The 26,186-nt window shown below is 68.4% G+C and carries 22 protein-coding genes and 1 pseudogene; 12 read left to right on the plus strand and 11 right to left on the minus strand.

Going from position 1 to position 26,186, the window contains the following annotated elements; translation table 11 throughout:
- Positions 1–12: 12 nt before the first annotated feature.
- The 3 genes from ACX114_RS13545 to ACX114_RS13555 all read left to right on the plus strand — a co-directional run bounded on the left by ACX114_RS13545 (position 13) and on the right by ACX114_RS13555 (position 2,426).
- The gene (locus ACX114_RS13545; RefSeq protein ID WP_459298210.1) at positions 13–1,062 is read left to right on the plus strand and encodes an AraC family transcriptional regulator; all 1,050 of its coding nucleotides are present in this window, start codon (positions 13–15) and stop codon (positions 1,060–1,062) included.
- A 110-nt stretch (positions 1,063–1,172) separates the two neighbouring features.
- Positions 1,173–1,523 carry a hypothetical protein gene (locus tag ACX114_RS13550; protein WP_459298212.1) on the plus strand — a complete coding sequence of 117 codons (351 nt, stop codon included), beginning with the start codon at positions 1,173–1,175 and terminating at the stop codon, positions 1,521–1,523.
- 54 nt (positions 1,524–1,577) lie between these two features.
- Positions 1,578–2,426 (plus strand): hypothetical protein, encoded by an 849-nt coding sequence (locus ACX114_RS13555; RefSeq protein ID WP_459298214.1) that lies wholly within the window; start codon positions 1,578–1,580, stop codon positions 2,424–2,426.
- 4 nt (positions 2,427–2,430) lie between these two features.
- Here the strand turns inward: ACX114_RS13555 and nth are convergent, their stop codons facing one another.
- Genes nth through ACX114_RS13570 form a run of 3 tightly spaced genes read right to left on the minus strand, consistent with a single transcriptional unit; the run spans position 2,431 to position 4,562 of the window.
- On the minus strand, positions 2,431–3,066 hold the full coding sequence (gene nth / locus ACX114_RS13560) for an endonuclease III (RefSeq protein ID WP_459298216.1): 636 nt from the start codon (positions 3,064–3,066) through the stop codon (positions 2,431–2,433).
- A gap of 10 nt (positions 3,067–3,076) precedes the next feature.
- Positions 3,077–4,243, minus strand: a complete 1,167-nt coding sequence (locus ACX114_RS13565; RefSeq protein WP_459298218.1) for an iron-containing alcohol dehydrogenase — start codon at positions 4,241–4,243, stop codon at positions 3,077–3,079.
- Between the two features lies 1 nt (position 4,244).
- The gene (locus tag ACX114_RS13570; RefSeq protein ID WP_459300159.1) at positions 4,245–4,562 is read right to left on the minus strand and encodes a putative quinol monooxygenase; all 318 of its coding nucleotides are present in this window, start codon (positions 4,560–4,562) and stop codon (positions 4,245–4,247) included.
- Between the two features lie 87 nt (positions 4,563–4,649).
- On the opposite strand from ACX114_RS13570, the gene ACX114_RS13575 reads away from it, so the two are divergent.
- Entirely contained in the window at positions 4,650–5,543 is an 894-nt protein-coding gene (locus tag ACX114_RS13575; protein ID WP_014395551.1) for a 1,4-dihydroxy-2-naphthoyl-CoA synthase, read from the plus strand.
- Between the two features lie 57 nt (positions 5,544–5,600).
- On the opposite strand, the gene ACX114_RS13580 is transcribed toward ACX114_RS13575, so the two are convergent.
- Both ACX114_RS13580 and ACX114_RS13585 read right to left on the minus strand, forming a co-directional pair.
- Positions 5,601–7,112 carry an ABC transporter substrate-binding protein gene (locus ACX114_RS13580; RefSeq protein ID WP_459298220.1) on the minus strand — a complete coding sequence of 504 codons (1,512 nt, stop codon included), beginning with the start codon at positions 7,110–7,112 and terminating at the stop codon, positions 5,601–5,603.
- A 104-nt stretch (positions 7,113–7,216) separates the two neighbouring features.
- Positions 7,217–9,226 carry a lipoxygenase family protein gene (locus tag ACX114_RS13585; RefSeq protein WP_459298222.1) on the minus strand — a complete coding sequence of 670 codons (2,010 nt, stop codon included), beginning with the start codon at positions 9,224–9,226 and terminating at the stop codon, positions 7,217–7,219.
- Between the two features lie 339 nt (positions 9,227–9,565).
- Between ACX114_RS13585 and ACX114_RS13590 the strand changes: the two genes are divergently transcribed.
- The 6 genes from ACX114_RS13590 (at position 9,566) to ACX114_RS13615 (ending at position 15,868) form a co-directional block, all read left to right on the plus strand.
- On the plus strand, positions 9,566–11,596 hold the full coding sequence (locus ACX114_RS13590) for a lipoxygenase family protein (protein ID WP_459298224.1): 2,031 nt from the start codon (positions 9,566–9,568) through the stop codon (positions 11,594–11,596).
- A gap of 21 nt (positions 11,597–11,617) precedes the next feature.
- Positions 11,618–13,033, plus strand: coding sequence for a cytochrome P450 (locus ACX114_RS13595; protein ID WP_459298226.1), 1,416 nt, complete (start codon positions 11,618–11,620; stop codon positions 13,031–13,033).
- A 30-nt stretch (positions 13,034–13,063) separates the two neighbouring features.
- Positions 13,064–13,996 carry a DUF2381 family protein gene (locus ACX114_RS13600; RefSeq protein ID WP_459298228.1) on the plus strand — a complete coding sequence of 311 codons (933 nt, stop codon included), beginning with the start codon at positions 13,064–13,066 and terminating at the stop codon, positions 13,994–13,996.
- An 11-nt stretch (positions 13,997–14,007) separates the two neighbouring features.
- Entirely contained in the window at positions 14,008–14,499 is a 492-nt protein-coding gene (locus ACX114_RS13605; protein WP_427297219.1) for a serine/threonine protein kinase, read from the plus strand.
- 53 nt (positions 14,500–14,552) lie between these two features.
- Positions 14,553–14,921: a hypothetical protein gene (locus tag ACX114_RS13610; RefSeq protein ID WP_459298231.1), complete on the plus strand. Its 369-nt coding sequence runs from the start codon at positions 14,553–14,555 to the stop codon at positions 14,919–14,921.
- A gap of 188 nt (positions 14,922–15,109) precedes the next feature.
- A complete protein-coding gene (locus ACX114_RS13615; protein ID WP_459300161.1) occupies positions 15,110–15,868 on the plus strand; it encodes a DUF5953 family protein in 759 nt (252 codons plus the stop codon).
- 234 nt (positions 15,869–16,102) lie between these two features.
- On the opposite strand, the pseudogene ACX114_RS13620 reads toward ACX114_RS13615, so the two are convergent.
- From ACX114_RS13620 to ada, 4 genes and pseudogenes are all read right to left on the minus strand, one after another.
- Positions 16,103–17,161 (minus strand): annotated as a pseudogene (locus ACX114_RS13620) (DUF3103 domain-containing protein); the annotation flags it as partial.
- 91 nt (positions 17,162–17,252) lie between these two features.
- Positions 17,253–18,092: a hypothetical protein gene (locus tag ACX114_RS13625; protein WP_459298233.1), complete on the minus strand. Its 840-nt coding sequence runs from the start codon at positions 18,090–18,092 to the stop codon at positions 17,253–17,255.
- A gap of 185 nt (positions 18,093–18,277) precedes the next feature.
- A complete protein-coding gene (locus ACX114_RS13630; protein WP_459298235.1) occupies positions 18,278–18,961 on the minus strand; it encodes a 2OG-Fe(II) oxygenase in 684 nt (227 codons plus the stop codon).
- On the minus strand, positions 18,958–20,031 hold the full coding sequence (gene ada, locus ACX114_RS13635) for a bifunctional DNA-binding transcriptional regulator/O6-methylguanine-DNA methyltransferase Ada (RefSeq protein ID WP_459298237.1): 1,074 nt from the start codon (positions 20,029–20,031) through the stop codon (positions 18,958–18,960). Before ada ends, ACX114_RS13630 begins: the two co-directional genes overlap by 4 nt.
- Positions 20,032–20,250: 219 nt before the next feature.
- Between ada and ACX114_RS13640 the strand changes: the two genes are divergently transcribed.
- On the plus strand, positions 20,251–23,523 hold the full coding sequence (locus tag ACX114_RS13640; RefSeq protein WP_459298239.1) for a C45 family autoproteolytic acyltransferase/hydolase: 3,273 nt from the start codon (positions 20,251–20,253) through the stop codon (positions 23,521–23,523).
- Between the two features lie 57 nt (positions 23,524–23,580).
- On the opposite strand, the gene ACX114_RS13645 is transcribed toward ACX114_RS13640, so the two are convergent.
- Positions 23,581–23,808: a GMC oxidoreductase gene (locus ACX114_RS13645; RefSeq protein ID WP_459298241.1), complete on the minus strand. Its 228-nt coding sequence runs from the start codon at positions 23,806–23,808 to the stop codon at positions 23,581–23,583.
- Positions 23,809–23,819: 11 nt separating this feature from the next.
- On the minus strand, positions 23,820–25,337 hold the full coding sequence (locus tag ACX114_RS13650; protein WP_459298243.1) for a GMC family oxidoreductase: 1,518 nt from the start codon (positions 25,335–25,337) through the stop codon (positions 23,820–23,822).
- 228 nt (positions 25,338–25,565) lie between these two features.
- On the opposite strand from ACX114_RS13650, the gene ACX114_RS13655 reads away from it, so the two are divergent.
- A complete protein-coding gene (locus tag ACX114_RS13655) occupies positions 25,566–26,186 on the plus strand; it encodes a TetR/AcrR family transcriptional regulator (protein WP_459298245.1) in 621 nt (206 codons plus the stop codon).

Here is a 26,186-nt window from a genome sequence, read left to right on the forward strand (position 1 = left end):
GCCGCTCGCGCCATGCGGTCGCTAGCGTCCCTGCCCGTGGCGTCCTCCGCTCCTCCTTCGCTCTCCGCCCGCCTGGCCCGGCAGGGGCTGCTCGCGGCGGCGAAGCGGGGCGTGCCCGCCGAACGGCTCTGCGAGGAGATGGGGCTGCGCTGGGCGGACCTGGGCGACCCGGAAGCGCGCATCCCCTACGCCGTGCTGGACGACATCCTGGAGCGGGCCGTGGCGCTCACCGGGGATGGCAACCTGGGGCTGCACATGGCGGGCCTGGACGTGATGGACGCGGACGACCCCGCGTCGCTCGTCATCCTCACCAGCGCCAACCTCCGCGAGGCCATGGTGCGCGGCTGCCGCTACCAGCGCGTCTGGGGCGACGGCGAGCGCTTCGCCGTGGAGGACACGCCGCGCGGCGTGCGCATGCGCTTCACTCCCGTGGGCCCCTCGTGGCGGCCCGCCCACCGGCACCTGTCGGAGCTGGCGCTGGTGCAACTGGCCACGGGCATCCGCGTCTTCACCGGCGTGGACGTGCGGCCCCTGCGCGCGCGCTTCGTCCATGCGGCGCCCGGGGACCCGCGCGAACACGAGGCCCTCTTCGGCTGTCCGCTGGAGTTCAACGCTCCCGCCAACGACCTGGAGTTCTCCGCCGGGGACGCGGACCGGCCCTTCGTCCACGCGGACGCGCTGCTCAACGCCGTGTTCGAGCATCACGCCCGCCGCGCCCTGGAGCGGCTGCCCGCCGTGGACATCCTGTCGGACCGGGTCCGGGAACAGGTGCGGCGGACGCTGGCGGGAGGCGACTTCTCCTTCGCCTCGGTGGCGAGGGCCCTGCGCGTTCCAACGCGTACCTTGCAGCGTCAATTGGCGGCGGAGGGCCGCACCTACGCGGGCATCGTGGAGGCGCTGCGGCGTGAGCTGTCCCAGGGCTACCTCCAGCGGCGCATGTCCATCGCGGAGGTGTCCTTCCTGCTGGGGTACGCGGATCCGGTCGCCTTCCACCGCGCCTTCAAGCGCTGGTGGGGCACGTCCCCGGAGGCCTTCCGCAAGGCCCGGGCGGCCGGGGGCTGACAGGCAAGCGGCGCCCCGAGCCCTTCCGGGAGGGAGGCCGGGCCTTCGTTGGGGAGCAGGCGTGCCTACGTTTCACCCCAGAGGGCCGGGACCCTCGGGGAGACACCACCATGTGGACACGCACCTTCAATGGGCTCGTCGTGCTGGGTGTGATTGGGACCGTGAGCTTCGCGGCCGGCTGCAATGACCGTCAGCAGCAGGCCGTCAACGAGAACGCCCGACAGGCCGGCCAGGAGGTAGGCGAGGCCGCCAGGGACGTCCAGCACGGTGCCAGCCGGGCCGCGGAGAGCCTCCGCGAGTCCAGCCGCGAGGCCGCCGACGGCTTCCGGGAAGGCGTGGGCGGCTCGGGGAACACGACTTCCGAGGAGCAGAAGGCCGATGAACGCAGCGGGGACGGGCCGGACATCGGCCGCAACCCGGGCGTCATCCACGACGGGGAAGGGCCGCTGGAAGAACGCTGAAAGACGCAACGTGCCAGACCCGCCGCGGCCCGGCGGTGTGTTTGAATGTGGACCATGGTTGCGGCCCCAGCCCTCCGTGGTCCTCATGCGTCCTCCAGCCGGTGGCTGTGCCTCTTGCCGTGCCTGCTGACGGTGGCGTGCGTGACGACGCGTGAGGTGGAGACGCGCGTCCCCACGTTGGAGGAGAAGTGCCAGGGTGGCAGCGCCTGGGCCTGTGAGACCTGGGGACAGCAGCTCCAGGTGGATGGCCGCACGGAGGAGGCGGACCGGGCCTTCGGGCTCGCGTGCGCGATGGGCTCCACGTCCGCGTGCCTGACGCAGGGCAAGGACCGGCTGTCGCGGGGGGACCTGGACGGCGCGGAGCCGCCGCTGCGCAAGGTGTACGAAGAGGAGTCAGAAGAAGCCACGCTGGCGCTCGCGGACATCCAGGACGCGCGCGGGGACACAGTGGGGGCGGCGCACTTCCGTTACGAGGCGCTGGCCATCGACAAGTCGACGACGGAGTTCGCGCTGGGCTGGCGCGTCCCGTTCGACGGCGGCATGGGCATGGCGCTGGACGTGAACGTGCAGCCCATGGGGCTCAAGGCCCGGCGGCTGACGCTGGGCGCCAACATGGGCCTGGGCCCGGACCAGCTGTCGCTGAACGCCACCGTGGGCTACCAGCACTTCGTGACGAACTGGTTCGCCCCCTATGGCCGGGCCCTGGTGGGCCCGTACCTGGACAACGCGTCCTCCCGGCGCATCCCCATCAACGTGGGGGCCGAGCTGGGCATGAAGTTCTTCGCCGGGCCCATCGGCCACCTGGGCACCGGCTTTGGCACCTCGCTGGACGGCTCCACGTACTACTTCCTTGAAGCCGGCCTGGACTGGCTGCTGACGCTGGCGGTGCTCGCGCACCTGTGACGGCTCAGGCGACGCCGAGCTTCGGACACACGTCGTTGAGCAGGCACTCCGCGCACTTGGGCTTCTTGGCCACGCAGGTGTAGCGGCCGTGCAGCACCACGGCGGGGCCGAAGAAGGTCCAGTCGTCCTTGGGCACCAGCTTCATCAGGTCCGTCTCGATGGCCTCCGCCTTCTCCTGCTTGGTCAGGCCCAGGCGCTGGCTGACGCGGGCCACGTGCGTGTCCACGATGACGCCGGAGGCCTGGTTGAAGGCGGTGTTGAGCACGACGTTGGCCGTCTTGCGCGCCACGCCGGGCAGCTCCACCAGGTCCTCCATGCGGTCGGGCACCTCGCCCTGGTGATTGTCCAGCAGCGCACGGCTCACGGCCTGCACCGTCTTGGTCTTCTGCTTGAAGAAGCCGGTGGGCTTGAGGTCCTCCTCCAGCTCCGCGGTGTCCGCGTCCGCGAGCGCCTGGGGGCCGTCGTACTTCTTCCACAGCTCGGCGGTGACGCGGTTGACGCGCTCGTCGGTGCACTGCGCGGCGAGGATGGTGGCCACGAGCAGTTCGAAGGGCGTGTTCCAGTTCAGCTCGTACTTCGCGTCGGGGTACTTCTCGCGGAGGCGTTCGAGCACCACGGGGACGAGGGCGGCGGGTTTCATGGGTGGGTCCTCACATCGACCGTTCGACGAGCGCCGTCAACTCCGCGTCCGTGAGCGGGAGCGGATTGCCCTTCATGCTGCTGGCGGCGCGGGCCTTGGTGACGAGCTCCGGGATGGCCGCGTCGGTGAGGCCCATGTCGCGCAGGCCCCGGATGCGCACGGCGTGCACCAGGTCCTTCACCCAGGTGATGCCGTCCTCGGCGCGGGCGTTGGACTGGCCGGTGAGCAGCACCGCCAGCTCGCGGAAGCGGGGCAGGGCGGGGTGGTCCGGAGCGCGCGAGCGCAGGGCCTCCAGGTTCAGCTCCAGCGTGGCCCCCAGCAGCGCGGCGCACAGCGCCCCATGGGCCGCGCCGAGCATCCCGCCCAGCGGTGCCGCGAAGCCATGCACCGCGCCCAGGCCTGCGTTGGCGAGGCACAGGCCGCCGAAGAGGCTGGCGATGGCCAGGTCCTCGCGCTCCGCCGGGCCGGGGCCGTGCAGCACCGCCTTGCGCAGCGAACGCGCCGAGCGCTGCATGCCTTCGCGCGCGAGCGCGTCCGTGAGCGGCTGGGCGCGGATGGACAGGAACGGTTCGATGAGCTGCGACAGCGCGTCCAGGCCGCCCGCCGCGAGCACCTCCGCGGGCGCATGCTCCAGCAGGTCCGGGTCCACCAGGGCGACGCGGGGGAGCATCATCGGGCTGCGCAGGCTGGCCTTCACGCCGGCCTCCTTCGAGCCCAGCACCGCGTTGCGCGTCACCTCCGAGCCGGTGCCCGCCGTGGTCGGCACGGCGACGAATGGCAGTGACGGCTTCGTCAGCGCCTGTCCCCGGCCAATGACCTCCAGGTAGTCCAGCGGGTCGCCCCCGTTGGCGGCGAGCGCGGCGATGGCCTTGCCCGCGTCGAGCGCGCTGCCTCCGCCGATGGCGACCACCGCGTCACAGCCGGAGTCCACGGCGGCGGAGGTGCCTTCACGCGCGAGCTCGACGGTGGGCTCGCCCGGCACGCGGAAGGAGGCGCAAGGGATGCCCAGCCGTTCGAGCCCCGCGCGGACGGGTTCGGCGCGGGCGGGGTTGGTGCCGGTGACGAGCAGGACCTTCCGCCCGCCGAGTCCCCTCACGAGGTCGGGGACTTCCTGGAGGCGGCCCGGGCCGAAGAGGACGCGGGTGGCGGTGGCGAACTCGAAGGGGGCGGTGGGCATGTCACCAGGCCGCGTCGTCGGGGAATCGGTTGGTGTAGCGGCGGGGGACGCGGGGCTCGGCCATCATGGGGGTGACGGTGTCACGCCACGTGAGGTAGTGGGCGGTCTCCTTGTGCGCGGCGGGAGCGTCCGGCGTGCGGTAGGCCTCCACGAGGACGAAGCGGGTGGGGTCTTCGTTGTCCTGGCAGACATCGAAGCGCGCGATGCCGGGCTCCTTCACGCTCTCGCGGGCGTTGGCGAGGGTGGCCTGGAGGAAGGCGTCGACGTGCTGGGGCAGCACGTGCACGTGGACATGGACGACGAGCAGGCTCGTGGACATGGCGCGCACGGTAGCGCGGGCGTCCCCGAGCGGAAACCGCTAGGGTTCCGGGCCGTTCACTCTCCCCAATTCGGAGCAAGACAGCGCATGGTCTCGGACCTCTTTGACGCGTCCCGCTGGCAACCGGTGGAAGGCCACAAGTTCAAGGACATCACGTTCCACCGCGCGGTGGATCAGGGCACGGTGCGCATCGCGTTCAACCGGCCGGAGGTGCGCAACGCGTTCCGTCCGAAGACGGTGGACGAGCTGGCCCGGGCGCTGGAGGCCACGCGCTTCATGACGGACGTGGGCGTGGTGCTGCTCACGGGCAACGGGCCGTCGCCGAAGGACGGCGGGTGGGCGTTCTGCTCCGGAGGCGACCAGCGCATCCGCGGCAAGGACGGCTACAAGTACGAGCCCGGCGAGGACGCGGCGGACCCCGCGCGCCTGGGACGCCTGCACATCCTGGAAGTGCAGCGGCAGATCCGCTTTCTGCCGAAGGTCGTCATCGCCGTGGTGCCGGGCTGGACGGCGGGCGGCGGGCACAGCCTGCACGTCGTGTGCGACATGACCATCGCCAGCAAGGAACATGGGATGTTCAAGCAGACGGACGCGGACGTGGCCAGCTACGACGCGGGCTACGGCAGCGCGCTGCTGGCGCGGCAGGTGGGGCAGAAGCGGGCGCGCGAAATCTTCTTCCTGGGCCAGGCCTACACGGCGGACGAGGCGTTCCAGATGAACGCCATCAACAAGGCCGTGCCGCACAAGGACCTGGAGAAGGTGGCGCTGGAGTGGGCGGCGGAGATCAACACCAAGAGCCCCACGGCCATCAAGATGCTGAAGTATGCCTTCAACCTCCCGGATGACGGGCTCGTGGGCCAGCAGCTCTTCGCCGGTGAGGCCACGCGTCTGGGGTACGGGACGGAGGAAGCGCAGGAAGGCCGCGACGCGTTCGTGCAGAAGCGCAAGCGCGACTTCAAGCGCTTCCCCTGGACGTACTGAGGCGCGTGTGGGGGAAGAAAGGGAGCGGGCTCCCTTCCTTCCCCGGCGCTTCAGCGGCTACGGGCTGAACGTGCCCGTGAGCACGCTGGCGCGGGCACGGGGCAGCGAGCGCATGAACGGGCTCGTCGCCAGGTCCGAGCCGGGCTGGTACCAGCTCTGGATTTCCGCGAAGTACGTCTGGCCCGCCTGGAGCACGCCCGGGGGCAGGTACACGCTCTGGAGGTCCGTGTGCAGCGACGTCACGCGCGTCACGGTGGTGGCGCCGTTGCTCGTGCCCAGCCGGTAGATGTTCACCACGTAGTTCGTGGCCGTGCCGACCAGCGGCTTCGACCAGCGCAGCGAGGCGTCAGTCCCCACGCCCGTGAGGTTCTGGAACGCGCCGCGCGTGTTCACCAAAGGCGCCTGCACCGGCCCGACGAGGGGCTGCACGGGCGCGGCGGCGAACGCGCTCGCCTCCTGATCCACGCGGATGTCCACGCCCATGGTGTAGGGCGTCGCGCTCCCCAGCGCGTAGCTCTTCGTGAAGCCCGCGGCGGCGAGCGCCACCTTCTGCCAGTTCGCCGGGAGCGGGTTGTTGTACGTCATGCTCCCCGTGACGAGGTCGGTCTTCTGCGCGTCAGGATTGAGCTTCACGAGCAGGGGCTGCCCGCTGATGGACGCGACCGCCGAGCCCAGCGCGGCCGGCCGGGCGGACATCCAGATCTCGCTGTATGTGCTGACCGCGCCCGGGTTCACCTGGGTGCGCATCGCTTCGAAGGCCGAGCGCCTCCAGTCCACCGAGAAGGTGCCGGTCGCGGCGGGCTGGGTGAAGGTTCCGCTGACGGTGACGGGCTGTCCCTCCACCTGCGTCACGCTCGCGTCGAGCACCTTGTGCATCGCGCGGTAGGGCACGCCATTCGCGGTCGTCTGCCACCGCATCTGCGCCAGCGTGAACACGTCCCCGAGGCCGCTGTCGAGCAGCACCGGGTTGAGCATGTCGGCGTAATTGAAGCTCAGCCCGGAGAGCGACGTGGCGCCCGCCAGGGGGAACCCCGTGACGCCGGTGTTGACGTAGCCGAAAGCGCCCGGGTTCAACGAATACACCTCCAGGTAGTCTCCCGGGTGCCAGGGAGACAGGCCGGTGGCGGACACCGTCACGGGAGTGTACAGCGAGACGAAGGTGCCATCGCGGCCCCACTCCGTGGAGCCCAGGTTGAACGTGCGGCCGGTGCTCACCAGGTAGCGCGAGCCCAGCTTCAGGTAGATGCGGCCGGAAGGGACGTTCGGCACGGAGATGGTGCCGTCCGCGGCGCCCGTGCCCGGATAGGCCGTGAACGTCCCGGTCGTTGAATCCCGCGTGTAGGCCACCACCGACGTGGCGGACTGGTCGTAGGTCTTCGTCTCGTTGCCAGACGTGGCGACGAAGGTGACCGGGCTGGTGCCGGTGACCTGGGTGATCAGGCCCTGGGTGACCTGGGAGGTCGCGTCCATCGACGCGGAGGAATCCACCGCCTCAGCCTCGTCGAGACCCGCGCAGCCGGCCCCCGTCATGCCGACCAGAAGCCCGAGAGAGATCAATGACTTGTGCATTGTGAAGGCAGCCCTTTCGGCGACGCCTTGAATGGCGCCGCGCAGGAATGTTCATACCCCGTCGGTCTGACATTTCCGGGGCCGCCTCGATTCCTGTTTTCTCTCTAGATGTTGATGCGCGAGCTGACCGTCCGGACATCCAGACCCAGGGCCGCGAAGTCCGCGGCATGGGCCCGGAGCAGCTCCAGCAGCCGGGGATGCACGTCCTCTTCTTCGTTGGACAGGATGAAGCCGTAGTTCGTATTGGACAGCATCCAGGAGATCCACAGCATCTCCGTCGCCTCGTCCGGCGTCGGCGCGACGTCCAGGTCCTCCTCCGTGGACAGCGCGCCGCCCTTGCCCCAGCGCAATCCCAGACACGAGTACAGGACCTCTCCCGCGTCCTCCCACTGGAGGTTGTTCGCCCAGGCGTGCCGGAACGTCGCGAAGAAGATGACGTAGCGGCAGAGGTGCTTCAGCGCCTCCACCTCACCGGGCTGGGGCGTCTCCGTCCACGTCACCGCGCTCACCGCCTTGGGACGTGGCTCCATGGCCTTCACGTCCAGGTCCATGCGCTCCGAGCGCACGAACCACGGCGCGTCCTTCCCCGGCACCTTCGCCCGCAGATAGCGGCACACGAAGGCTGGCGCTGAGTGCGCGACCAGGTCGTCGGAGAACCTGCGCACCTCCTGCCATTGCGCCTCCACCTCCGCGCCATGCTCCGCGAAGAACGCGTCGATGTGCTCCCCGAGCAGCTTCCAGAAGAGCTGTCCCGCGTGCGCGTAGCGGTGCCCCTCGCAGACTGGCGTCGCGGGCGCGAAGCCCTTCCAGTCATAGCTGCCCAGCAGGTGCTCCAGCCGCTGGTTGACGCTCTGTTCCGTCAAGGCACTGGCCCGCGAGATGTATCCCGTGGGGCCCACCAGGAAGCCGTTGGCGGCGTGGTTGATCAACACCACCTCGCGCAGGTGCGGCATGAGCAGCCAGCGCAGGGGATTGCGCCGCAGGTTTCGGTGCGCGGCGATGGCGTACTGCTCCACGTTGAAGTGGCACTGGCCCAGGTGATTGCCCAGCTCCACGTCCAGCGTCGCGCTCACCCGCGCCATCCGCTTCGCCGCCTCCCAGGCCGCGCCATCCGCGGGCGTGTACGTGCGGCGGGTCACAGGTGAGCCCGGCGCCGTCGCACCGGGCTCCCGCATCCCCAGGATGATCCGCTGGGGCATCAGCTTCCCGTCCACCAGCCGCAGGCGGAGGTCCACGTCCGGCAGGCAATGCACGCCGTCCTGCTCATAGGCATTCCACGGCAGGTACAGCCGGAAGGCCTGGTCGTCCCCGGGCACCTCCGGGTCGCGGTCCAGGATGCTGGAGAACATCCCGTTGAGCAGCCGCTCCCCGAACCACGCATCGCTCCGCGAGGAGCCCGGAGACTCGCGCTCCATCCGGACCGTCGTCGTCTCCGGGTAGTCCGCCTGGATCTTCGCCAGGCTCGGCGCCTGTCCCAGCCGGATCTGCATCTGGTGCTGCCGCTTCACCAGCTCGATGGGCGCGACGGCCTTGAGCATCGCCAGCGCGCGGCCGGGCGCGTACGCCGTGGGCGGAGTGCCTTCCTCCACCACCAGCAGCCGCGCCAGCGGCGTCGCCGGGTCGTACTCCCAGTAGGGCAGCCGCAGCGTCCCGAAGTCGTACTCCCGCCCGGCGTGGTCGTCCGGTCCCCGCTCCGAACCGATGCGCTTCCAGGTCTCCACCACGCGACCGTCCTGGCGGAACGTGTGCTGCGGCTCGAAGAAGCGCAGCTCCAGGTCCGGCAGGTCTCCTTCACCCGCGTCCGCCGGGTCGTAGCGGATGGCGAACGAGCCATCCACGGCCGTGAAGCCCTCGCCCAGGAAGTCGTCCGGCGTGCCGAAGTCCCGGTCCCACAGCTCGACCTTGATGTGGTGCAGGGGGATGGGCCCCTGGGGCCCGTCGTGCTCGAACATCAGCCTGCCGGTGACGACGGCGGGGAGGGCGGACGCATCCCGGAGTGCGCGCGGCGCACGCACCTGCTTGACCAGGTTGCGGCTGACCGCCAGCCGCTCCTTCAGGCCCAGCCCCGCGTACCACCGGGCCAGCTCCTCCGCCTCCAGGAGGGGCGGTTCCACGGCCTTCGAGGAGAACCCCAAGGAGGTCAACAGCCGGCGCCACGCGGTCCGCATCAGCGCCGGGCCTCAATCCCAGTCGTGGTCGGAGACGACCCTCGATAGGTCCTGCGGGAACCCTCTACAGCGGTAGGACGGCGCGAAGCGGGCTTCATCGCGCGGGAAGGTACCATGCCCCCGGCAATCCCAGACGCGCACCGTCGCCCCCGAGGGCAGGCGGCTATCGGATCCACGGCAGGCAGCTCGGGTCACCTGCTCCGCGTGAGCCGCGACGCCGTTCGCACATTGTCCGCCCTGATTCCACCGGCGTACCTTCCGCGTCCTGCGGTAGTAGGAGACTCCATGACCGTCGATTACACGCTGACGATTCGCACCAGCTCGAAGCTGGGCGCGGGCACGAACGCGGCCATCTCCGTGGTCCTGGTGGGCACGAAGGGCGAGAGCCCTCCGCAGCCCCTGGACAAGCGCTTCCACAACGACTTCGAGGCCGGCGCGGTGGACGCCTATGTCGTCAAGGCCGAGGACCTGGGCGACCTGCTGCTCTTGCGCTTCTCCAACGCGGGCGGCGGGGTGGGCGGCGACTGGCTGCTGGACTCGGTGACCGTCACCACGACGGGGAAGCACTGGTTCTTCCCGTACTACCGCTGGGTCCTGGCCAAAACGACCGCGGACGTGCTGGAGGGCACCGCGCGGCTGCCCCAGCACATCCAGCACGAGCGGGAGCAGGCCGCCCGGCAGGAGCTGCTCCAGGCGCGCCAGCGCATGTACCCATGGCGCCCCGCGGAAGCGACCGCGGGCCTGCCCGGCGCGCTCGACATCTCGGAGGCGCGCCCGCTCCCCAAGGACGAGCTCTACCGGGGGCTCGTGGAAGGCAGCTACGAGGTCGTCATCGCGAAGACGCTGGCGGCCATCAAGCTGCACATGCCCGTGCTCACCAAGGCGTGGAACGGCCTGGTGGACATCTTCGACTTCTTCAAGGGCCTGGAGCTGCCCAAGCTCGCCCAGCGCTGGCAGGACGACCACGAGTTCGCCCGCCAGGCCGTCCAGGGCATCAGCCCCGTCCACATCGAGTCCATCACCGCGCTGCCGGACGGCATGCCGGTGCCGGAGGACGCGGTGAAGGGGCAGTTGTCGCCGGGCATGACGCTCGCGCAGGCGCTGGCGGGCAAGCGCGTGTTCCTGCTCGACTTCGAGATCCTGGGCGACGTGCCCATGTTCAAGAAGACGGACAAGGAAGGCGTCGAGGAGCGCCGGTGGGCGCCCGCGTCCCGGTGCCTGCTGTATCTGGATGACACGCAGCAGCTGCGGCCCATCGCCATCCAGCTCGGGCGGGATCCGGAGCTGGACCCGGTGTTCACGCCCAATGACAGCCCGCACGACTGGCTGGCCGCGAAGATCTACGTGCGATGCAGCGAGGGCAACGCGCACCAGATGGTGGGCCACGCGCTGCGCACCCACTTCGTGGCGGAGCCGTTCGTCATGGCGACGATGCGCAACCTCCCGGACCCGCACCCGGTCTACAAGCTGCTGCGGCGCCACTTCCGCTACACGCTCGCCATCAACGATGGCGCGCGAAAGGGCCTGCTCGCGGAGGGCGGCGTGTTCGACGACCTCATCGCCACCGGCGGCCCCGACCAGGGCCACCTGTTCCTGGGCAAGAAGGGGTACCGGGCCTGGAAGCTCGCGGACAACAAGCCGCGCCCGGACATCGAGCGGCGCGGCGTGCTCGACCCGGCGGTGCTCCCGCACTACCCGTACCGCGACGACGCGCTGCTCCTGTGGGACGCGCTCGAAGAGTACGTGGGCGGCGTGCTGGGGCACTTCTACCGGTCCGACGAGGACCTGGTGCGCGACACCGACATGCAGCGCTGGTGGAGGGACCTGACCGAGCACGGCCTGCCCGTGGAGAAGCTGCCCTGCGCGGAGCTGAAGCGCGTCTCCGACCTCGCGGACATCCTCACCACGGTGCTCTTCACGGTGAGCGTCCAGCACGCGGCGGTGAACTACCTCCAGTACGAGCACTACGCGTTCGTGCCCAACGCGCCACTGTGCATGCGTCAGGCTCCGCCGCGCAAGAAGGGCGTCCTGGGGGAGAAGGACATCGACGCGATGATTCCCTCCAAGACGCAGATGCTCTGGCAGGTGGCCGTCGGCCGCGCGCTGTCCAGCTTCGGGGACGACGAGGAGTACCTGCTCCACGAGGGCGGCTGGCGCGAGGACTACTTCCAGGAGCCGGAGCTCATCGCCATCCGCGACCGCTTCCACGCCCGCCTGCGCGAGCAGAGCGAGGCCGTGAAGGCGCGCAACGCGAAGAGCGCGGTGCCCTACACCGTCCTGCAGGCCGACCGCATCCCCTGCGGCATCACCGTCTAGCGCCGTCAGGAGACTCCGCCCGTGCCCAACGCCCTCTCTCGCGGCATCTTCAACCTCTTCTTCGGCGCGAAGCGAAAGCCATTCGCGTCGCTGCCCGGCCCCCAGCCGGGAATCCTCGGCACCGCCGGTGACTTCCTGGGGGCTTCACCCTGGGATGTCTGCGCGCGCTATGGCCGCGAGTACGGAGGCGTCACGCTCATCTGGATGGGGCCCAATCCCGGGCTGGTGCTCAACGACCCGGCGCTCATCGCGGAGGTCTACGAGTCCCCGCGCCGGATGGAGTTCGAGAAGGGGAACATCAGCGAGCAGATCCGCCCGTCCACGACGGACGACACGGCCTTCACGGCGGAGCTGCGTGGGGACTGGGTCCAGAAGCGTGCGCTGGAGCCGTCCGCGCAGACGTGGGCTCCCGAGGCGCTTGCGGACCTGGTGGGCCCCATGCAGGCGTCCATCTCCGAGTCATTGGATGCGCTGCTGAAGCAGGAGCGCATCGACGACCTCGCGTCCGTGCTGCGGCGGCTGACGTTCGACGCGTTCTCGGTGGCTCAGGTGGGGGAGAAGCTGCCGGACCAGGTGTTCGAGGACTTCATGCTGCTCGCGAGGGCGGCGGACGCGCGCATCCAGTCGAAGCTGCCGCTGAAGTTCGTGAAGCCGCCCAAGGACTTCGAGGCGGTGAAGGCGCGCTTCTACGGGCACTTCGTGGACCGCATCCGCGAGGCCCGCAAGCGCCAGGCCCCGGGTGCCATGGACCTCATGTCCCGCTACCTGCGGGCGACACCGGGCATCGATGATCAGGTGCTGGCGCACATGCTCGGGGGCACCTACTTCGGCGGGGCGTTCTCCTCCAGCGTCACGCTGGTGGGGGCGTTCCACCAGCTCAACAAGTACCCCGAGGCCGACGCGCGTCTGGCCGCCGAGGCGGCTGCTTTGGTGTCGGACGGGCCGCTGACGTTCCAGAAGCTGGAGACCGCGAAGTGGGCGGAGGCGGTGGCGTATGAGGCGCTGCGAATCCTGCCGGCGGTCCGGGTGATGACGCGCACGCCGTCGAAGGACGCGCGGCTGGCCGGGGTCACGTTGCCGGCCGGTTCGATGATCATGATCACGAACCAGCACCTGCACCGGGACCCGGCGCACTGGCCGGACCCGGACACGTTCAAGCCGGAGCGCTGGCTGGACGGAGGCACGACGCGAGACCCGCTGGGGAGCGGCTACTTCTTCCCCTTCGGGAGGGGACCACGCGCGTGCGTGGGCGCGGACTTCGCGATGGTGTTCCTGAAGACGGCGCTGACGACGATTGCCGCGCGCGTGAAGGTCCAGCTCGATTCGACGGAGCCCTTCGAGGAGGGCTTCTTCTTCGGCGTGGTGCTGCCAAAGGGCGTCACCGGGAAGCTCGTCGCGCGGACGGCCCAGGCATCACTCACAGCCAGGGTTGGATGAACTGTACCTGTCCTGGTAGGTTGGGCGTTCATGCGCGCCCTCCCTCTTCTCAGGTATGGCCTCCTGCTTGTCCTGATTGCTTCGCCCTCCCTGGCGAGGGAGGTGTCGGACAAGCTCACAATCCGGACGCTCAAGGTCCCAGCCCATCCAGCCCAGGAGGCGCCGTCCATCTATGTCTCCTGGCAGGTGGTGACGGCGCTTCGATTCGAGGCGGAAGTTGATCCGGCCCGGACGAAGTTCCTCGGGTGGGAAGGACGGTTCGAAGCGCCGCTGATCGGCGGCAAGAAGGTCATCCTCGAACCGCTTCGTGAACTCGATAGCGGCGAAGCGTTACCCCTGCTGGTGACACTCGTTGATGGAACAGAGTTCACGTTCCTCGTGAGGGCCAGGAGCCAGGAGAACTGGGGCTGGATCGACTATCAGGTCAACGTGTTCAAGGACCCCGACAGTTACAATGCGGTCCTCTCGTCGCTTTATGACTCGCTTGGCCGCGAGCGCAGGCTGAGCGAGGAGAATGAGCGCTTCAAGAAGGAAGAGAACTCGGTTGACCACGCCTACGCGACGCTTCTCGCGAACGGGCAGGTCAAGAAGACGCCGTTTCGGCGTGCGAAGTTCTGGCGCTCGAAGAACGAAGACATGGACATGGTCGTGGAGGTCTTCTCAGGGCCAGAAAAGGCAGCGGCGGTGATTCACCTGACGAACACCTACCATGGCCAGACCTGGAGGTTCGACGGGGCCTATCTCACTCGCGATTTCTCCAGCCACACCGCTCGTCCGTTCGCGCTTCGCATGAACCGTTCCGTCCTCGTCTCGGGGCAATCGGGAAGGATCGCCGTCGTTGTCGACAAGAGCGCCTTTGAGGACAAGGACGGGCAACTGGCTGATCTGGCCCTTCAGATCTTCCGGGACGATGGACTCCTCCAGGTGTTCGTCGCGATGGATCACACCCTGCTTCGGCAGTAGAAGTGGCGCACATGCGCATGCCCAAGGCCCTGTTGCTCGGCTCCGTTCTCCTGCTTGGCGCCCCTTCTGGCTGCACTACGGCTGGCGGTGTGTCTCTACGCCCCGACGGCACCCCAGGACCGCAGGAGTGCCCGGAGAAAGCGCTCGAAGTCATGCGGTATCTGAGGCTGCGCGTAGGGGACGCCGCGCTGGCGGATCTCGATGCCAACCAGATCGACGCACGCCGCATCTCGCTCTACGACGGACCCATTGAGAGCATCCTCAAGGACGACATGGGCACCCTTGAGGCGACGACACGCTTGTATGGGCGGGTCTGGACGAGCGGGCCGCAGGTCGTCATTCGCTGGTACGAGGCCCACCCGCCAGACGGCGACAAGGTTCCCATCTGCGCCGTGGCTCGGCTCAGTCGGGATCAGATGCGGAAGCTGCCTGAGTCAAAGCCCGGAATGGCGATTCTCGACGGCTCCGTCGCGGCTGCCTACATCGTCGATTCATTTCGCTGACATCTGGCCTTGGGCGCTGCTGGAGCTTTGCGCTTGGCTCTGTAGAAGGACCCATGGCCTACAACCCCAATTTCGACGTCGATGCCGTGATGGGCGTCCTTGGGACCATCGGAGAGCGGTTTCAGGATGGAACGCTCGAAGACGAAGCTCTTCGAATCGCCGCAGTGGCGCTGCTCTATGTCCGTGAGAAGGGGGCGCTTGAGGATTACCGGGAGTACTTCCGGAGGTTCTTCATCCCCGCTTCGGAGTCCATTGTCGTGGTCCAGTCGTTCTCCACGACGGAAGAATCTGACGCGTGGCTCGCGCAGGACCTGGGGCGGGAGGGCGACCTGGTTCGTATCGCGGGCGAGGGTTTCCGGGTCGTTCCTCATAGGAAGGGGGGGGCTGATGTTTCTCCGCACGCCACTTCCCGAAGAAATTGAGTCCTGAGCCCTACCCCGCGACCTGCTCACTTCATCAGCGCGACATTGAAGCGTAGCCGTCCACGTAACCGACCGAGGGGGCGTATTGGTCCAGGTGCGCGCGAACCGGGCCGGGTAGAGCGGAATCCAGGGCGCTGGCCGAGCCCTGGACCGCTCCCTCAATGTCGTCGTCATGGATTGGTGTTGAGATGGTAATCACGAAAAAACACCTCCGCCTTGCCGTCTACGCCCCCGCGCTCGTCGGCGACGATGGCCGTCCTCTTGCCATTGTTCACGGACTGGAAAGAGCTGTTCCCGGCCTGCGGCTGGGATGGACGAGTTCCGAGACGGAGGACCTCGTTCCATTGCCCCATCGTGATGAGTGGGTCGCGTCCAGCAATACAGACGGCGGTTTGCCGTTCCTGTGCAACGATGATGAGAATCACTTGGTGACGGTGGCCGGGTGGGAAAGCCCAGGGCGGCTTGCCCCCGGAAGCCGGCCACGCTTTGAGGTCCATGCAGACTGGCTTCTCGATGAAGCCGGTATCGCAGCGGCGGTAGAGGTGTTGGCCATAACGGGCGACAGCGCTCGCGCGTTCTGGGGGTACGTGGATCCGGAGGGCGTCGCCGCGACAGTGGCTCAGCAATTTCGCTATCCCGGGGATGAGTCGCCCGCTCCGCCCCACGGTCTACCCTTCCTCAAACTCCCAGAGGAACTTCGTTCCGATGAGACTCCGCATTTCCTCGGGTGGCTGAACTACTGGTCTGACGCTGCCGCACGGGCCATCGGGTTCCCGGACCCGACTCGCGATGCCGAGCTTCTTTCACGGGCACGGCGCACGGTGACGGGTGGCTGGGTCGTGCAGCTCACCGATGCGCCGCTCGACTTGGACAACCCCGCCCACCTGGACACGCTCAAGCGGACCTACGAACGGTTCCCCGAGATTGGCGGACGCGCAGTTCCTTGACCTGAGCCTCCCGGGGTTTGACGTGGGGTGGGGGCGTGACCTGCTTCGTGTCGCGGGAAAAGGCTTCCGGGGCATTCCTCGGCGGAACGGCGGCGGATGGATGTTTCTCCGCACGCCGCTGCCCGAAGAAATGGAGCACGTGGGGGCCGAGCCGGCTACTGGCTCGCGAGCTCGTAGATGTCTGAGCGACACCACCGCGTTGCCGCGTGCTCCGCTGTAGTTGGTGTAGCCGTGGTTCTTTTCCAACGTGTAGAACGAATCGACGTAGTCGTCGTCGTTGGTGAACCATTCACCGGGCATGCGATCCACCAGCCCGCTGCCCAGGGCCACCAGGGCGCCGATCTCCGGCTGGCCGATGGCCGTCAGGATCTGGCTCGCGACATTGAACAGGTAGCTCACCAGCTCCTGGTAGCTGGTGTTGTCGTCGTGCTCCATGAGGATGACGTTCGCCGCCGCCCAGCGGTAACGCTCCCAGAAGATCAGGACCTGGTTCGGGGTGTAAACCCTCCCGTCCGTGTCCAGATAGGGCATGTCGACGATGTCCACCTGCGGCGCGTCACGGCTGGGGTCGACACCGTTGACGATGGCGTAGACCTCCGCGTTGCCGGAGATCCAGGGCTCCTCGTCGTCGTTCAGGTAGATGCGATCGAGGATCGTCACCGGCGTGCTGCTCGCCGCGGCGGCCGTGTCCAGGACGGGCAGGGGACGTTGCCCGAGGGCCACGAGGCGCTCGCGCATCAGCTTGATGCCGGCGGCCAGGTCCCTGCGCGCGTCGAGGTCCACCACCAACACCGGCTGTTCGGGCATGCGGTGCACGTCGAGGTGGTGCACGTGGCCCAGGCCATCGAAGGCCTCGATGAACTGCCACTGGGAGTCATTGCCGTCCGGTTCGTATGCGTAGAGGGGCTCAACGCCTTGCTGCAATGCCGCCAGCATGGATGCGCTGGCCAAACGCAGCCGCAGCAGGCTGTCGAGCTCACGATCGATGCCCTTGAGCCGGCGGATGTTCAGGTCCGCTCGCTCCGCCACGCCCATGACGGAGGACGGGGCCGACACGGCGCCCAGCCACTGCTTCAGATCCACCGCGAGCTGCTCGCTGCTCAAGCGGGAAGCGAGTGCCTTTCGCAGCACCGTGTCCTGCTTCGCCAGGGTCAGCGCCACCTCGCGCTTGTCGGCGGCCAGCGACACGCTGATGCGTTCGCGCAGCGCCGCTGGCTTCATGGCGGCGGCTCGAGCTTGAGAGGCTGCGTTCAGGCAAACGAACAGCGCGATGACCATCCCTATCCGCTTCATTGGATCCTCCGGTGGGTGAGAGAGGGTGCTGCGGCAGCCGCCGCAGGGGACCGGGCCGGATGCGCCCGGTCCCCACGGTTGGCTCACTTCATCAGCGCGACATCGAGGCGTAGCCGTCCACGTACCCGATCGTCGGGGTGTACTGGTCCAGGTGCTCGCGGACCGGACCGGGCAGGTCGGAGTTCAGTGCGCTGGCCGAGTCCTGCACCGTCAGGGGCTGACTCGCGACGACCTGCACGGTGAAGGCACCCTGGTTGTTGGTCTCGTTGCCCTCCGCGATGTCATCGTCCAGGTCCGCCACGAGGACCAGGTAGTAGGTCCCCGGCGCGATGGCGCTCGAGAACGTGATGCCCGTGGACGGAACGGAGAACGTGCCCGCGCCCGTGCCCACGGAAATCCCGCCGATGTAGCTGAGCACGTTGTAGCTGGTGTCCGTCAGGAAGACGCCCAGCGTGGACGAGGTCGTCACGGGGCACGCCGTGTAGAGGTCCGCCGTGAAGTTGACCGTGCCCCCCGGCGTGATGGTCGTGGGCGTCAGCGTTCCCGCCGTGAAATAGAAGTCCGGGAGCTTGGTGGTGCCGATCAGCGTGTCGTCACCCCACGGGAGCCCGAAGTCCGCCTCGACCTGGATGTAGAAGCTCTGCGGAGCGCAGGCGCTCGCGGCCGCCGCCAGCACGGTCTGCGCGCTGGCCTGGACCGTGGCGTAGGAGAAGGACGCTGTCTGGGTCCCCGTGGGCGGCAGGTAGAGCCCGTTTCCGGCCCACCCGAGCGTGATCTGACGCGAGCTCATCAGGACCCGGTTGGAGGTCCCCTGCGGCGTGGTCGCCAGGTAGAAACGGATCTGTGACGTGGCGATCAGGCTGCTTCCATTCAGGCCGTAGCTGATCGTGAAGGTGGAATAGGGATTGGGAACCGTCGCGGGCGCGGTCACCGTCGTGATCCCCACCGCCGCCTGGGCCGGAACCGAGGCAATGCAAACCACTGCGAAGGCCGCCAACAGGAGTTGCCTGAGCTTTGTCATTTGCTCAGAGTGGACAATCTCAGGTGTTCAAATCAAGAACTCTCCGGATGGGTGGGAATAGCCCCAATAGTTGAATGTGTGCCCAATACCAGGAGCTACGCCGCATCATGGAAAATGATGCCAGCCGTGTGCCTCATGCCGGAGCGCACGCGGCTGACGCCGTGACGCAGATTGACGCGGTAGGTGCCTCGCGTGCCCTGGACCGGGCGATGATGCACCGCGAAGACGACCGCGTCTCCCTGACGCAGGGGAACGACTTCCGCGCGAGACTGCATCCGCGGCCGCTGCTCCGTCAGCACGAACTCGCCGCCCGTGAAGTCCCGTCCGGGTTCGGAGAGGAGGATGGCCACCTGGAGCGGGAAGACGTGCTCCCCATACAGGTCCTGGTGCAAGCAGTTGTAGTCGTCCACGCCGTAGCGCAGGAGCAGGGGAGTGGGCCGGACCTGTCCAGCTTCATGGCAACGCGCGAGGAAGTCCGCGTGATTGTCTGGATACCGCACGTCGATGCCCATGGCCGTGTTCCAACGGTTCGCGATGGGCGCCAGGCACGGGTACAGCGCCGTGCGCAGCTCCGTCACGACCTCCGGCAGCGGATGGTCGAAGTATTTGTATTCACCCCGGCCAAATCCGTGCCGTGCCATCACCACGCGGCTGCGGAAGGCATCTTCCAGGTCGTAGAGCAGCGCCAACGCTTCGCACGCGTCAGGCGTGAGCAGTTGCTCCAGCACCGCGCACCCACGGGCATCCAGCTCCCGGCCCGTTTCTTCCCAGTTCCTCACCGCTGGGCCTCACGCTCCAGCAGCGCGCGCTTGCGCTCCACGCCCCAGCGGTAACCAGACAGCGCGCCGTCATTGCGCACCACCCGGTGGCACGGAATCACCACCGCCAGCGCGTTCGCGCCACAGGCCTGCGCCACGGCCCGCACGGACTTCGGTGAACCAATCCGCTCCGCGATGTCCGCGTAGCTCGCCGTCTTCCCCGCCGGAATCTCTCGCAGCGCCTGCCACACGCGCTGCTGGAACGCCGTGCCTCGCACGTCCAGGGGCAGGTCCAGCCCCACGCGCGGCGCCTCCACGAAGCCCACGACCTTGGCCACCAGTTGCTCGAACTTCGCGTCTCCACCCACCAACGTCGCCTGCGGGAAGCGGTCCTGGAGGTCCTTCGCCAGCGCGTCCGGATCATCCCCCATCAGGATGGCGCACACGCCCCGGTCGCTCGTGGCCACCAGGATGGGGCCCAGAGAGCACTCCGCGATGGCGAAGTGGATTTGTGTGTTCGCGCCCCCGGCGCGGAAGTTCGTCGGTGTCATGCCCAGGACCTGGCTGGAGGTTTCGTAGAAGCGGCCGCTCGAATTGAAGCCGGCGTCGTAGATGGCCTCGGTGACGGAGCCGCGCTTCGTCAGCCCCGCGCGGATCCGCTCCGCCCGCTGCGCCGCCGCGTAGCCTTTCGGCGTCAGCCCCGTCACGGCCTTGAACACGCGGTGCAGGTGGTACGGCGACAGCCCCGCGCGCTCCGCCAGCTCCTCCAGGCTCGGCATCTCTTCAGCCGCCTGGATGAAGCGGCACAGCTCGGCCACCCGGTCCGCGTGCTTCACGGCGAGCGAGGGCTCCCCCGGCTTGCACCGCTTGCACGCCCGGAACCCCGCCAGCTCCGCCGCCGCCACCGTCATGTGGAAACCCACATTCTCCGGCCTCGGCGTCCTCGCGCCACACGACGGACGGCAGTACACGCCCGTCGTCCGCACGGAATAGAAGAAGCGCCCGTCCGCCGCCGCGTCCCGGGCGACGACCGCCGCCCAGCGCGGGTCGCCCGCCGTCGCCGCCGCGAGGGCTTCCGTCTTCGTCGCCATGTTCCGCCTCCCTTCAATGTCCACGAGGCGAAACCTAACCCCCGGTGCAAAGGCCAGCACTCCGCGCCTTGCTGTCGAATTCGGCCCGTCATGGAACAGGGCGTCATGGCGTGAAGCGGTCCAACCGCGCGGGGAGTGAACCCCGCGCAATGCGTGGCAGCACGTCCGCGTATGACGTGACAGGATGCCGCACCCATTCCTCCTTCCCATGAGCAAGCCATGTCCCACCTGCGTCTGATGTGGAAACGCTCCCGTCTGCTCTGGCCCACGCTGGCCGCATGCGCCTCGGCCTCCGCCTGGGCGGCCCCCGCGTCCATCGCCGTCCCCAACGCCGGCTTCGAGACCGCCGCCGCCACCGGCCTCCCCCAGGGCTGGACTGCGTCCGGCCAGGGCAAGGTGTCCGCCCGCACCGACGCGAAGTCGGAGGGTAGCCGCAGCCTCGTCATCGAAAGCCCCCAGGGTGGCGCCGAGACCACCGTCGTGTCCGAGCCCGTGAAGCTCCAGGTGGGCCGCCTCTACCGGCTCTCCGCCTGGGTGCGCACCCAGGGCGTCCAGGCGGACGCGCAGGCCCGCTACCCCACGGCGCTGGGCGCGTGTCTGTCCATGCAGAGCTTCCCCTTCACCAACTGCTCGCCGCCGCAGGGCGCGGACCAGAGCGGCCGGGTGCAGGTGCTGTTCTTCGCCACCACGTCCAATGACCGCGTGCGCGCGCACCTGGGCCACAACGGCAAGGCCACCGGCACCGCGTGGTTCGACGACGTGAAGCTGGAGCCGGTGGACGACATCACCCAGTACATCCCCATGGAGAGCGTGCGGTGGGCCGGCAAGGGCTTCCGCTACGACGACGGCGGCTGGGTGTACGTGCACATCGAAGGCGAGCCCTACGAGCGCGGCCGTCAGTACGGCGAGCTCGTGTCGCAGGAGATCGTCCGCTACATCGAGAAGCTGGGCATCCAGAAGGACAAGGCGGATGCCGCGAAGGGCTGGGCGCAGGTGCGCTTGCTCGCGGACTCGCTGTTCCTGCGCCGCTTCGACCCCGAGTACCTGGAGGAGATGAAGGGCATCGCCGACGGCGCGAACGTGGGCGGCGCGAAGTTCAAGAGCCCGGACGGCAAGGAGCGCGACCTGGACGTGCTCGACGTCGTCGCCATCAACTCCGCCGTGGACCTGGGCCAGTTGGAGGACGCGAACCGCGTCACCGCGTCCCCGCTCTCCGGCCGCACCTTCCTCAAGGGCGAGGACGAGAACGGCCGGGCAGGGGAGGGCGACCACTGCTCGTCCTTCGTGGCCACGAAGTCCGCGACGAAGGATGGCCGCGTCGTCATGGGCCAGATCTTCATGTGGAACGGCTACACCGGCGTCCACTGGGACGTGGTGCTGGACGTGCAGCCCACCAAGGGCCACCGCTTCGTGATGCAGACCTTCCCGGGCGGCATCCACAGCGGCTCCGACTGGATGCTCAACGACGCGGGCATCGTCATCGGTGAGACGACGGTGGGCCAGACGCCCTTCAACATCGACGGCACCCCGCAGAGCAACCGCATCCGCAAGGCCGTGCAGTACGCGAACTCCATCGACGACGTGGAGCGCATCCTCAAGGACCGCAACAACGGCCTCTACACCAACGACTGGACGCTCGCGGACACCAAGACGGATGAGGGCGCGTGCCTCCTGCTGGGCACCGCGAAGACGCGGCTGTGGCGTACCGGCAGCAAGGGCAAGGCCTCTGACACGCCCGGAAACCTCAAGGACTTCATCTGGGCCAACAACAACAACCGCGACCCGGAGGTTCGCAAGGAGTCCGTGCCCAACGCGAGCAACGCTCCGGTGGACCTGGCCTTCAACACCTGGAACCGCGACATCGCCTTCCAGGAGTTCTACGCGAAGTACGGCAAGGGCGGCTTCGACGTGGACAGCGCCACGCGCATGATGGCGTCCAGCCCCATCAACCGTCCGCACGCGTGTGACGGGAAGATCACCACCTCGGAGATGACCGAGAAGCTGATGTTCCTGGCCCACTACGGCAAGACGACCCTGCGCGAGAAGATGGTCGGCAGCCGCTGGATTCCGGACCTGCCCGGCGCCACGCCGCACCTGTCCCTGGGCTACACCGCCTTCAGTCCCATCTACGTGGCGGACCAGTTGAAGGCCGCCAAGGCGAAGCAGAAGCCGGAGCCCAAGGCGGACAAGCCCAAGCGCGACTTCGCCCGCGTGAAGGACGCGCTGTCCTTCGACGAGAAGAAGCTCTGGGCCAACACGGTGTTCCCCGCGACGGACGCGGACAACTGGTTCGGCAGCGGCTCCGCCGCGTACTGGACCCAGCTCAAGGACCTGCCGGAAGGGGATGACCTCTCCAAGGCCTTCGACGCCCAGCGCGACGCGCTCGCGGACCTCAACGCCCGCTACCTGTACGTCACGGCCCGCGAGGGCGACGTGGTGCCCACCGCCGCGCGCACGGACTACGGCCGTTATGGCCAGTACGCGGTGCCTCGCATCAAGGGCACGTACCTGCTGCACCAGCTGCGGCTGACCCTGGGCAACGCGAAGTTCGCCAAGGTGATGGGCGCGGTGCACTCGAAGTTCGCGAACAAGAAGCTCACCACCCAGGACTTCATCCGCACCGCTTCGGAGGCCGCGGGCCAGGACGTGGGCCCCTGGGTGAAGCAGTGGGTGGAGCGCGGAGGCCTGCCCGCGCCGCGCCTCACCTCCCGCGCCCAGAAGGCGAAGGAGGGCTACGAGGTGACGCTGAAGGTGGACCAGTCCGGCACGCCCTGGCGCTTCGCCACGCTGGTGGAGGTGCAGACGGAGAAGGGAAGCGTGCTGGAGCGCGTGGAGGTGAAGAGCGGCAGCGACACCTTCACCGTGAAGGTCCCGGACCGGCCGGTGCGCGTGGTGTTCAACGTGGGCAACGACATCCCCGTGGCCCGCGAGCGCTACCAGACCCTGGCCAACACGCTGGATGACTGGGACAAGCTCCTCTTCGTGTACGGCTCCGCGCGCCAGGTGGAGTCCATGCGCACGCTGGCGACGAACTACCGCGAGCAGCTGGCGGACGCGTCCCCGGAGCGCCTGGCCCCGCTCAAGCCGGACGCCGAGGTGACGGACGCGGAGCTGGCGGACCGCGACCTCGTGGTCTTCGGTGGCCTGGAGGACAACGGACTCATGGCGCGGCTGGCGGCGGAGAAGAAGCTGCCGGTGGAGCTGGGCCGGCGCTACTTCCGCTGGCAGGGCAAGACGTACGGCCGCGCGGATGACGGCCTGGCCCTGGCGCTGCCCAACCCCTGGAACCCGAAGCGGACGCTGTACCTCTTCGTCGCCAACAGCGGCCTGGAGCTGTGGCACATGACGCGCTCGTTCCAGCGCGGCCTCCAGAGCTGGGCGCTGTTCCGCGCGGGCGAGGTGAGCGGCAAGGGCTTCCACGCCACCGAGGGCTTCACCCAGGAGCTGTCCGTGGACCTGCCCGCGCCCAAGCTGGGCATGCTCACCCCCTGAAGAAGGGGGCGCCCGGGACCGCGCGGAAGGAGCCATTCCTTCCGCGCGGCAGGACATTCAGGGCGTGGGCGCGGGGCCGTGGTACTTCGGGACCAGCCTGGCCGCGAGGTCCATGGCCAGGGCCACCATGGTCAGGGTCGGGTTCCAGGAGCCGCCCTGGGGCCAGAGCGCGCCTCCCGTGACGTAGACGTTCTTCGTCCCTCGCAACAGGTAGTCCAGGTTGACCGGCGCGCTGTCGTCCTCGCCAATGTGGAGCGTCGAGCTCTCGTGCACGAGGGCGTCCACCCGTCGCTCCTTCACGTCCGGGCGGCTGGAGGTCCAGGTCCCCGCGTCGGGAGGACCGTGCCAGTACTGCACCCGGTCCGGCCCTTCGGGCTGAGCACCTTCTCCAGGACCTCGAAGGTGCTCCGGTCCATGGTCTCCCAGGTCTGCTGGTCGGACCCGTTCACCGTCACCCGGAGCAATGAGTTCGTCGTGGGGTTCGCGTCCGCGCCGTTCGCCCGGAACCACGAGTTCGGATTGCGGTAGTCCAGCTCGCCGAGCACCGCGCAGACGAACACCACGTACTCCTTGGAGGACTGGAGCTGCGCCATGGAGGCGGTGGCCACCACGTCCGGCATGTACCGCAGCGCGGTGCCCGCGTTGCGCTCGGGAGCGCGGTCCGACAGCGCTGAAAGCTGGATGTGGAACTGCTGGGACCAGTCCTGTGCCTTGCCGGCGACGTAGCACGCCCCCAGCTCCAGGCTCCCCAGCTCCCCCTGGGGGTCCAGGTCAGCGCGGGGCACTCGCGCGACCACGGAGGTGATGAAGTGAGCGGAGAAGCGCTCCCCGACATTCTTGAGAGGGGGAAAGGAATTGCGCACCAGCGTCGTCGGAGGAAGCGTGCCCATGGCCAGGACGAGCTTCGCGTCATTGAGCGGCAGCACCCCGCGCGAGGTCACCAGCGCGGTCGCCCGGCCATCCTGCTGCACGATGCTTTCGACGATGCACTCCGTGGCGATGTCCAGCGGCGCGCCCTTGTGCTCCAGGTCCAGCTGCCGCTGCTTCATCACCAGCTCGAGCAGCGGCCCGGTGGCCGCGTACTTCTGGAAGTCGATGCCGTTCGTGTCGGGGTCGCCGGAGGCGAGCGGCGCCGGTTCGGACCGGTAGATGGAAGGCACCTGGCCGCGGCCCTGCTCCAGCAGGCGTTGGACGGTGAGCTGCAGGGCGCCGTACACGGGCCGCTGCTGCTGGATGAGTCTCAACTCCTCCGGGCTCCGGTGGGTGTCCACCTTGTCCGCGGGCCGCACCTGGAGCAGCGCCTCCGCGCGGGCGAAGTTCTCCTCGGCCGCGGCGATGGTGCGCGCCGGCCATCCCTCCAGCTCCTGGTCCTTGGGGCGAGGGCACCACGCGCTCCACTGGATGGACCGCCCTCCGAAGAAGGGCACCATGCCGTGCTGCCACCTGACGGTGCCATCCGCGCCGCTCGCCGTGGACGCCGCCAGCGTCCACGGGAACGTCTCCGACAGGCCGCCCAGCGTCCCGACGAAAGGCAGCGGCAGGTTCTGGAAGTGCTCCGGCAGGAAGAAGGGGCCCCGCTCCAGCATCAGGATGCGGCAATGCGGGTTCTGCTCCAGCGCGCGGTGAGCGACGGCGAGCCCGCAGAAGCCCGTCCCGACAATCACCAGGTCATACTTCTTTTCCTCCCGGGCCTTCTTCCAGCCTTCGTTGGACAGGAAGAAGACATGGTCCATCACCCGCTGCCCCGTGGGCGACTGGGGGCCGGGGGTGGGAAAGCCATGCTGGAAATTGGGAGTCGACGAAGCAGCGGACATGAGCGCTCCTTGTGGACAGTCCCGCGGGCCGGGATTGTCAGACAAAATCCTCTCATCAGGGATGGCGCGTCTGTCAATGATGGTAGGGATTGAAAAGACTGGCACCGCGGTCGCGGGTCTTTGAGGACCTGACATGGCGGGTAGGCCGCCGCCTGCCTGCTCCCCCCCCTCTGGAACCACCGGTCGATTTGACTCTGGCGGGCAAGAGGTTAAATCTCCCTTCAGATAATGAATCGAGATTCAAAATCTGAGGCGCCCGTCAAAAGGCTGCGCTCCCGTCTGAAGGAAGCCACCGCCGACGCCATCCTGGCGGCGGCCGCGGCGGTGTTCGCTCGTGACGGGCTGCACGCGGCGAAGATGGAGTCCATCGCCGAGCAGGCAGGCGTGTCCGTGGGGACGCTCTACAACCACTTCACCGACCGCGCGGCCCTGCTGGACGCGCTGCGCGCGAAGCGCCGCCAGATGATGCTGGACCGCCTGGACACGGCCCTGGCCCCCGTGGAGGGGCGGCCCGCGCGCGAGCAGCTGCGCGCCTTCGTGACGGCGCTGTTCGCCCACGCGGCCGAGCGCGACGCTTTCGTGCGGGTGCTGGTGCAGCTGCCGGAGGACCCGGCGCGCAAGAGCCGCATCCTGGCGGAGCTCGGCAAGCGCGTGGCGGTCATCGTGGAGCGGGGCATCCAGGCCGGGGAGTTCCGCGCCGAGGGGCGCGCGTTCTACCCGAATCTCCTGATGGGAATGGTGCGCGGCGCATTGGACCGCCTGCGCGAGGACGACGCCGCGAACCCTCCGGCAGCCGCCTGGGCGGAGGAGATCCTCCGCGTCTTCTTGAAGGGCATCGAGGTCGACTGA

It is taken from the genome of Corallococcus sp. M7 (assembly GCF_054512695.1).

What these genes read in the sequence shown, in the direction of transcription:
- ACX114_RS13545 (WP_459298210.1), top strand. Translation starts at nt 13, where the DNA reads ATGCGGTCGCTAGCGTCCCTGCCCGTGGCGTCCTCCGCTCCTCCTTCG.
- ACX114_RS13550 (WP_459298212.1), top strand. Translation starts at nt 1,173, where the DNA reads ATGTGGACACGCACCTTCAATGGGCTCGTCGTGCTGGGTGTGATTGGG.
- ACX114_RS13555 (WP_459298214.1), top strand. Translation starts at nt 1,578, where the DNA reads ATGGTTGCGGCCCCAGCCCTCCGTGGTCCTCATGCGTCCTCCAGCCGG.
- nth (WP_459298216.1), bottom strand. Translation starts at nt 3,066, where the DNA reads ATGAAACCCGCCGCCCTCGTCCCCGTGGTGCTCGAACGCCTCCGCGAG.
- ACX114_RS13565 (WP_459298218.1), bottom strand. Translation starts at nt 4,243, where the DNA reads ATGCCCACCGCCCCCTTCGAGTTCGCCACCGCCACCCGCGTCCTCTTC.
- ACX114_RS13570 (WP_459300159.1), bottom strand. Translation starts at nt 4,562, where the DNA reads ATGTCCACGAGCCTGCTCGTCGTCCATGTCCACGTGCACGTGCTGCCC.
- ACX114_RS13575 (WP_014395551.1), top strand. Translation starts at nt 4,650, where the DNA reads ATGGTCTCGGACCTCTTTGACGCGTCCCGCTGGCAACCGGTGGAAGGC.
- ACX114_RS13580 (WP_459298220.1), bottom strand. Translation starts at nt 7,112, where the DNA reads ATGCACAAGTCATTGATCTCTCTCGGGCTTCTGGTCGGCATGACGGGG.
- ACX114_RS13590 (WP_459298224.1), top strand. Translation starts at nt 9,566, where the DNA reads ATGACCGTCGATTACACGCTGACGATTCGCACCAGCTCGAAGCTGGGC.
- ACX114_RS13600 (WP_459298228.1), top strand. Translation starts at nt 13,064, where the DNA reads ATGCGCGCCCTCCCTCTTCTCAGGTATGGCCTCCTGCTTGTCCTGATT.
- ACX114_RS13605 (WP_427297219.1), top strand. Translation starts at nt 14,008, where the DNA reads ATGCGCATGCCCAAGGCCCTGTTGCTCGGCTCCGTTCTCCTGCTTGGC.
- ACX114_RS13610 (WP_459298231.1), top strand. Translation starts at nt 14,553, where the DNA reads ATGGCCTACAACCCCAATTTCGACGTCGATGCCGTGATGGGCGTCCTT.
- ACX114_RS13615 (WP_459300161.1), top strand. Translation starts at nt 15,110, where the DNA reads ATGGTAATCACGAAAAAACACCTCCGCCTTGCCGTCTACGCCCCCGCG.
- ada (WP_459298237.1), bottom strand. Translation starts at nt 20,031, where the DNA reads ATGGCGACGAAGACGGAAGCCCTCGCGGCGGCGACGGCGGGCGACCCG.
- ACX114_RS13640 (WP_459298239.1), top strand. Translation starts at nt 20,251, where the DNA reads ATGTCCCACCTGCGTCTGATGTGGAAACGCTCCCGTCTGCTCTGGCCC.
- ACX114_RS13650 (WP_459298243.1), bottom strand. Translation starts at nt 25,337, where the DNA reads ATGTCCGCTGCTTCGTCGACTCCCAATTTCCAGCATGGCTTTCCCACC.
- ACX114_RS13655 (WP_459298245.1), top strand. Translation starts at nt 25,566, where the DNA reads ATGAATCGAGATTCAAAATCTGAGGCGCCCGTCAAAAGGCTGCGCTCC.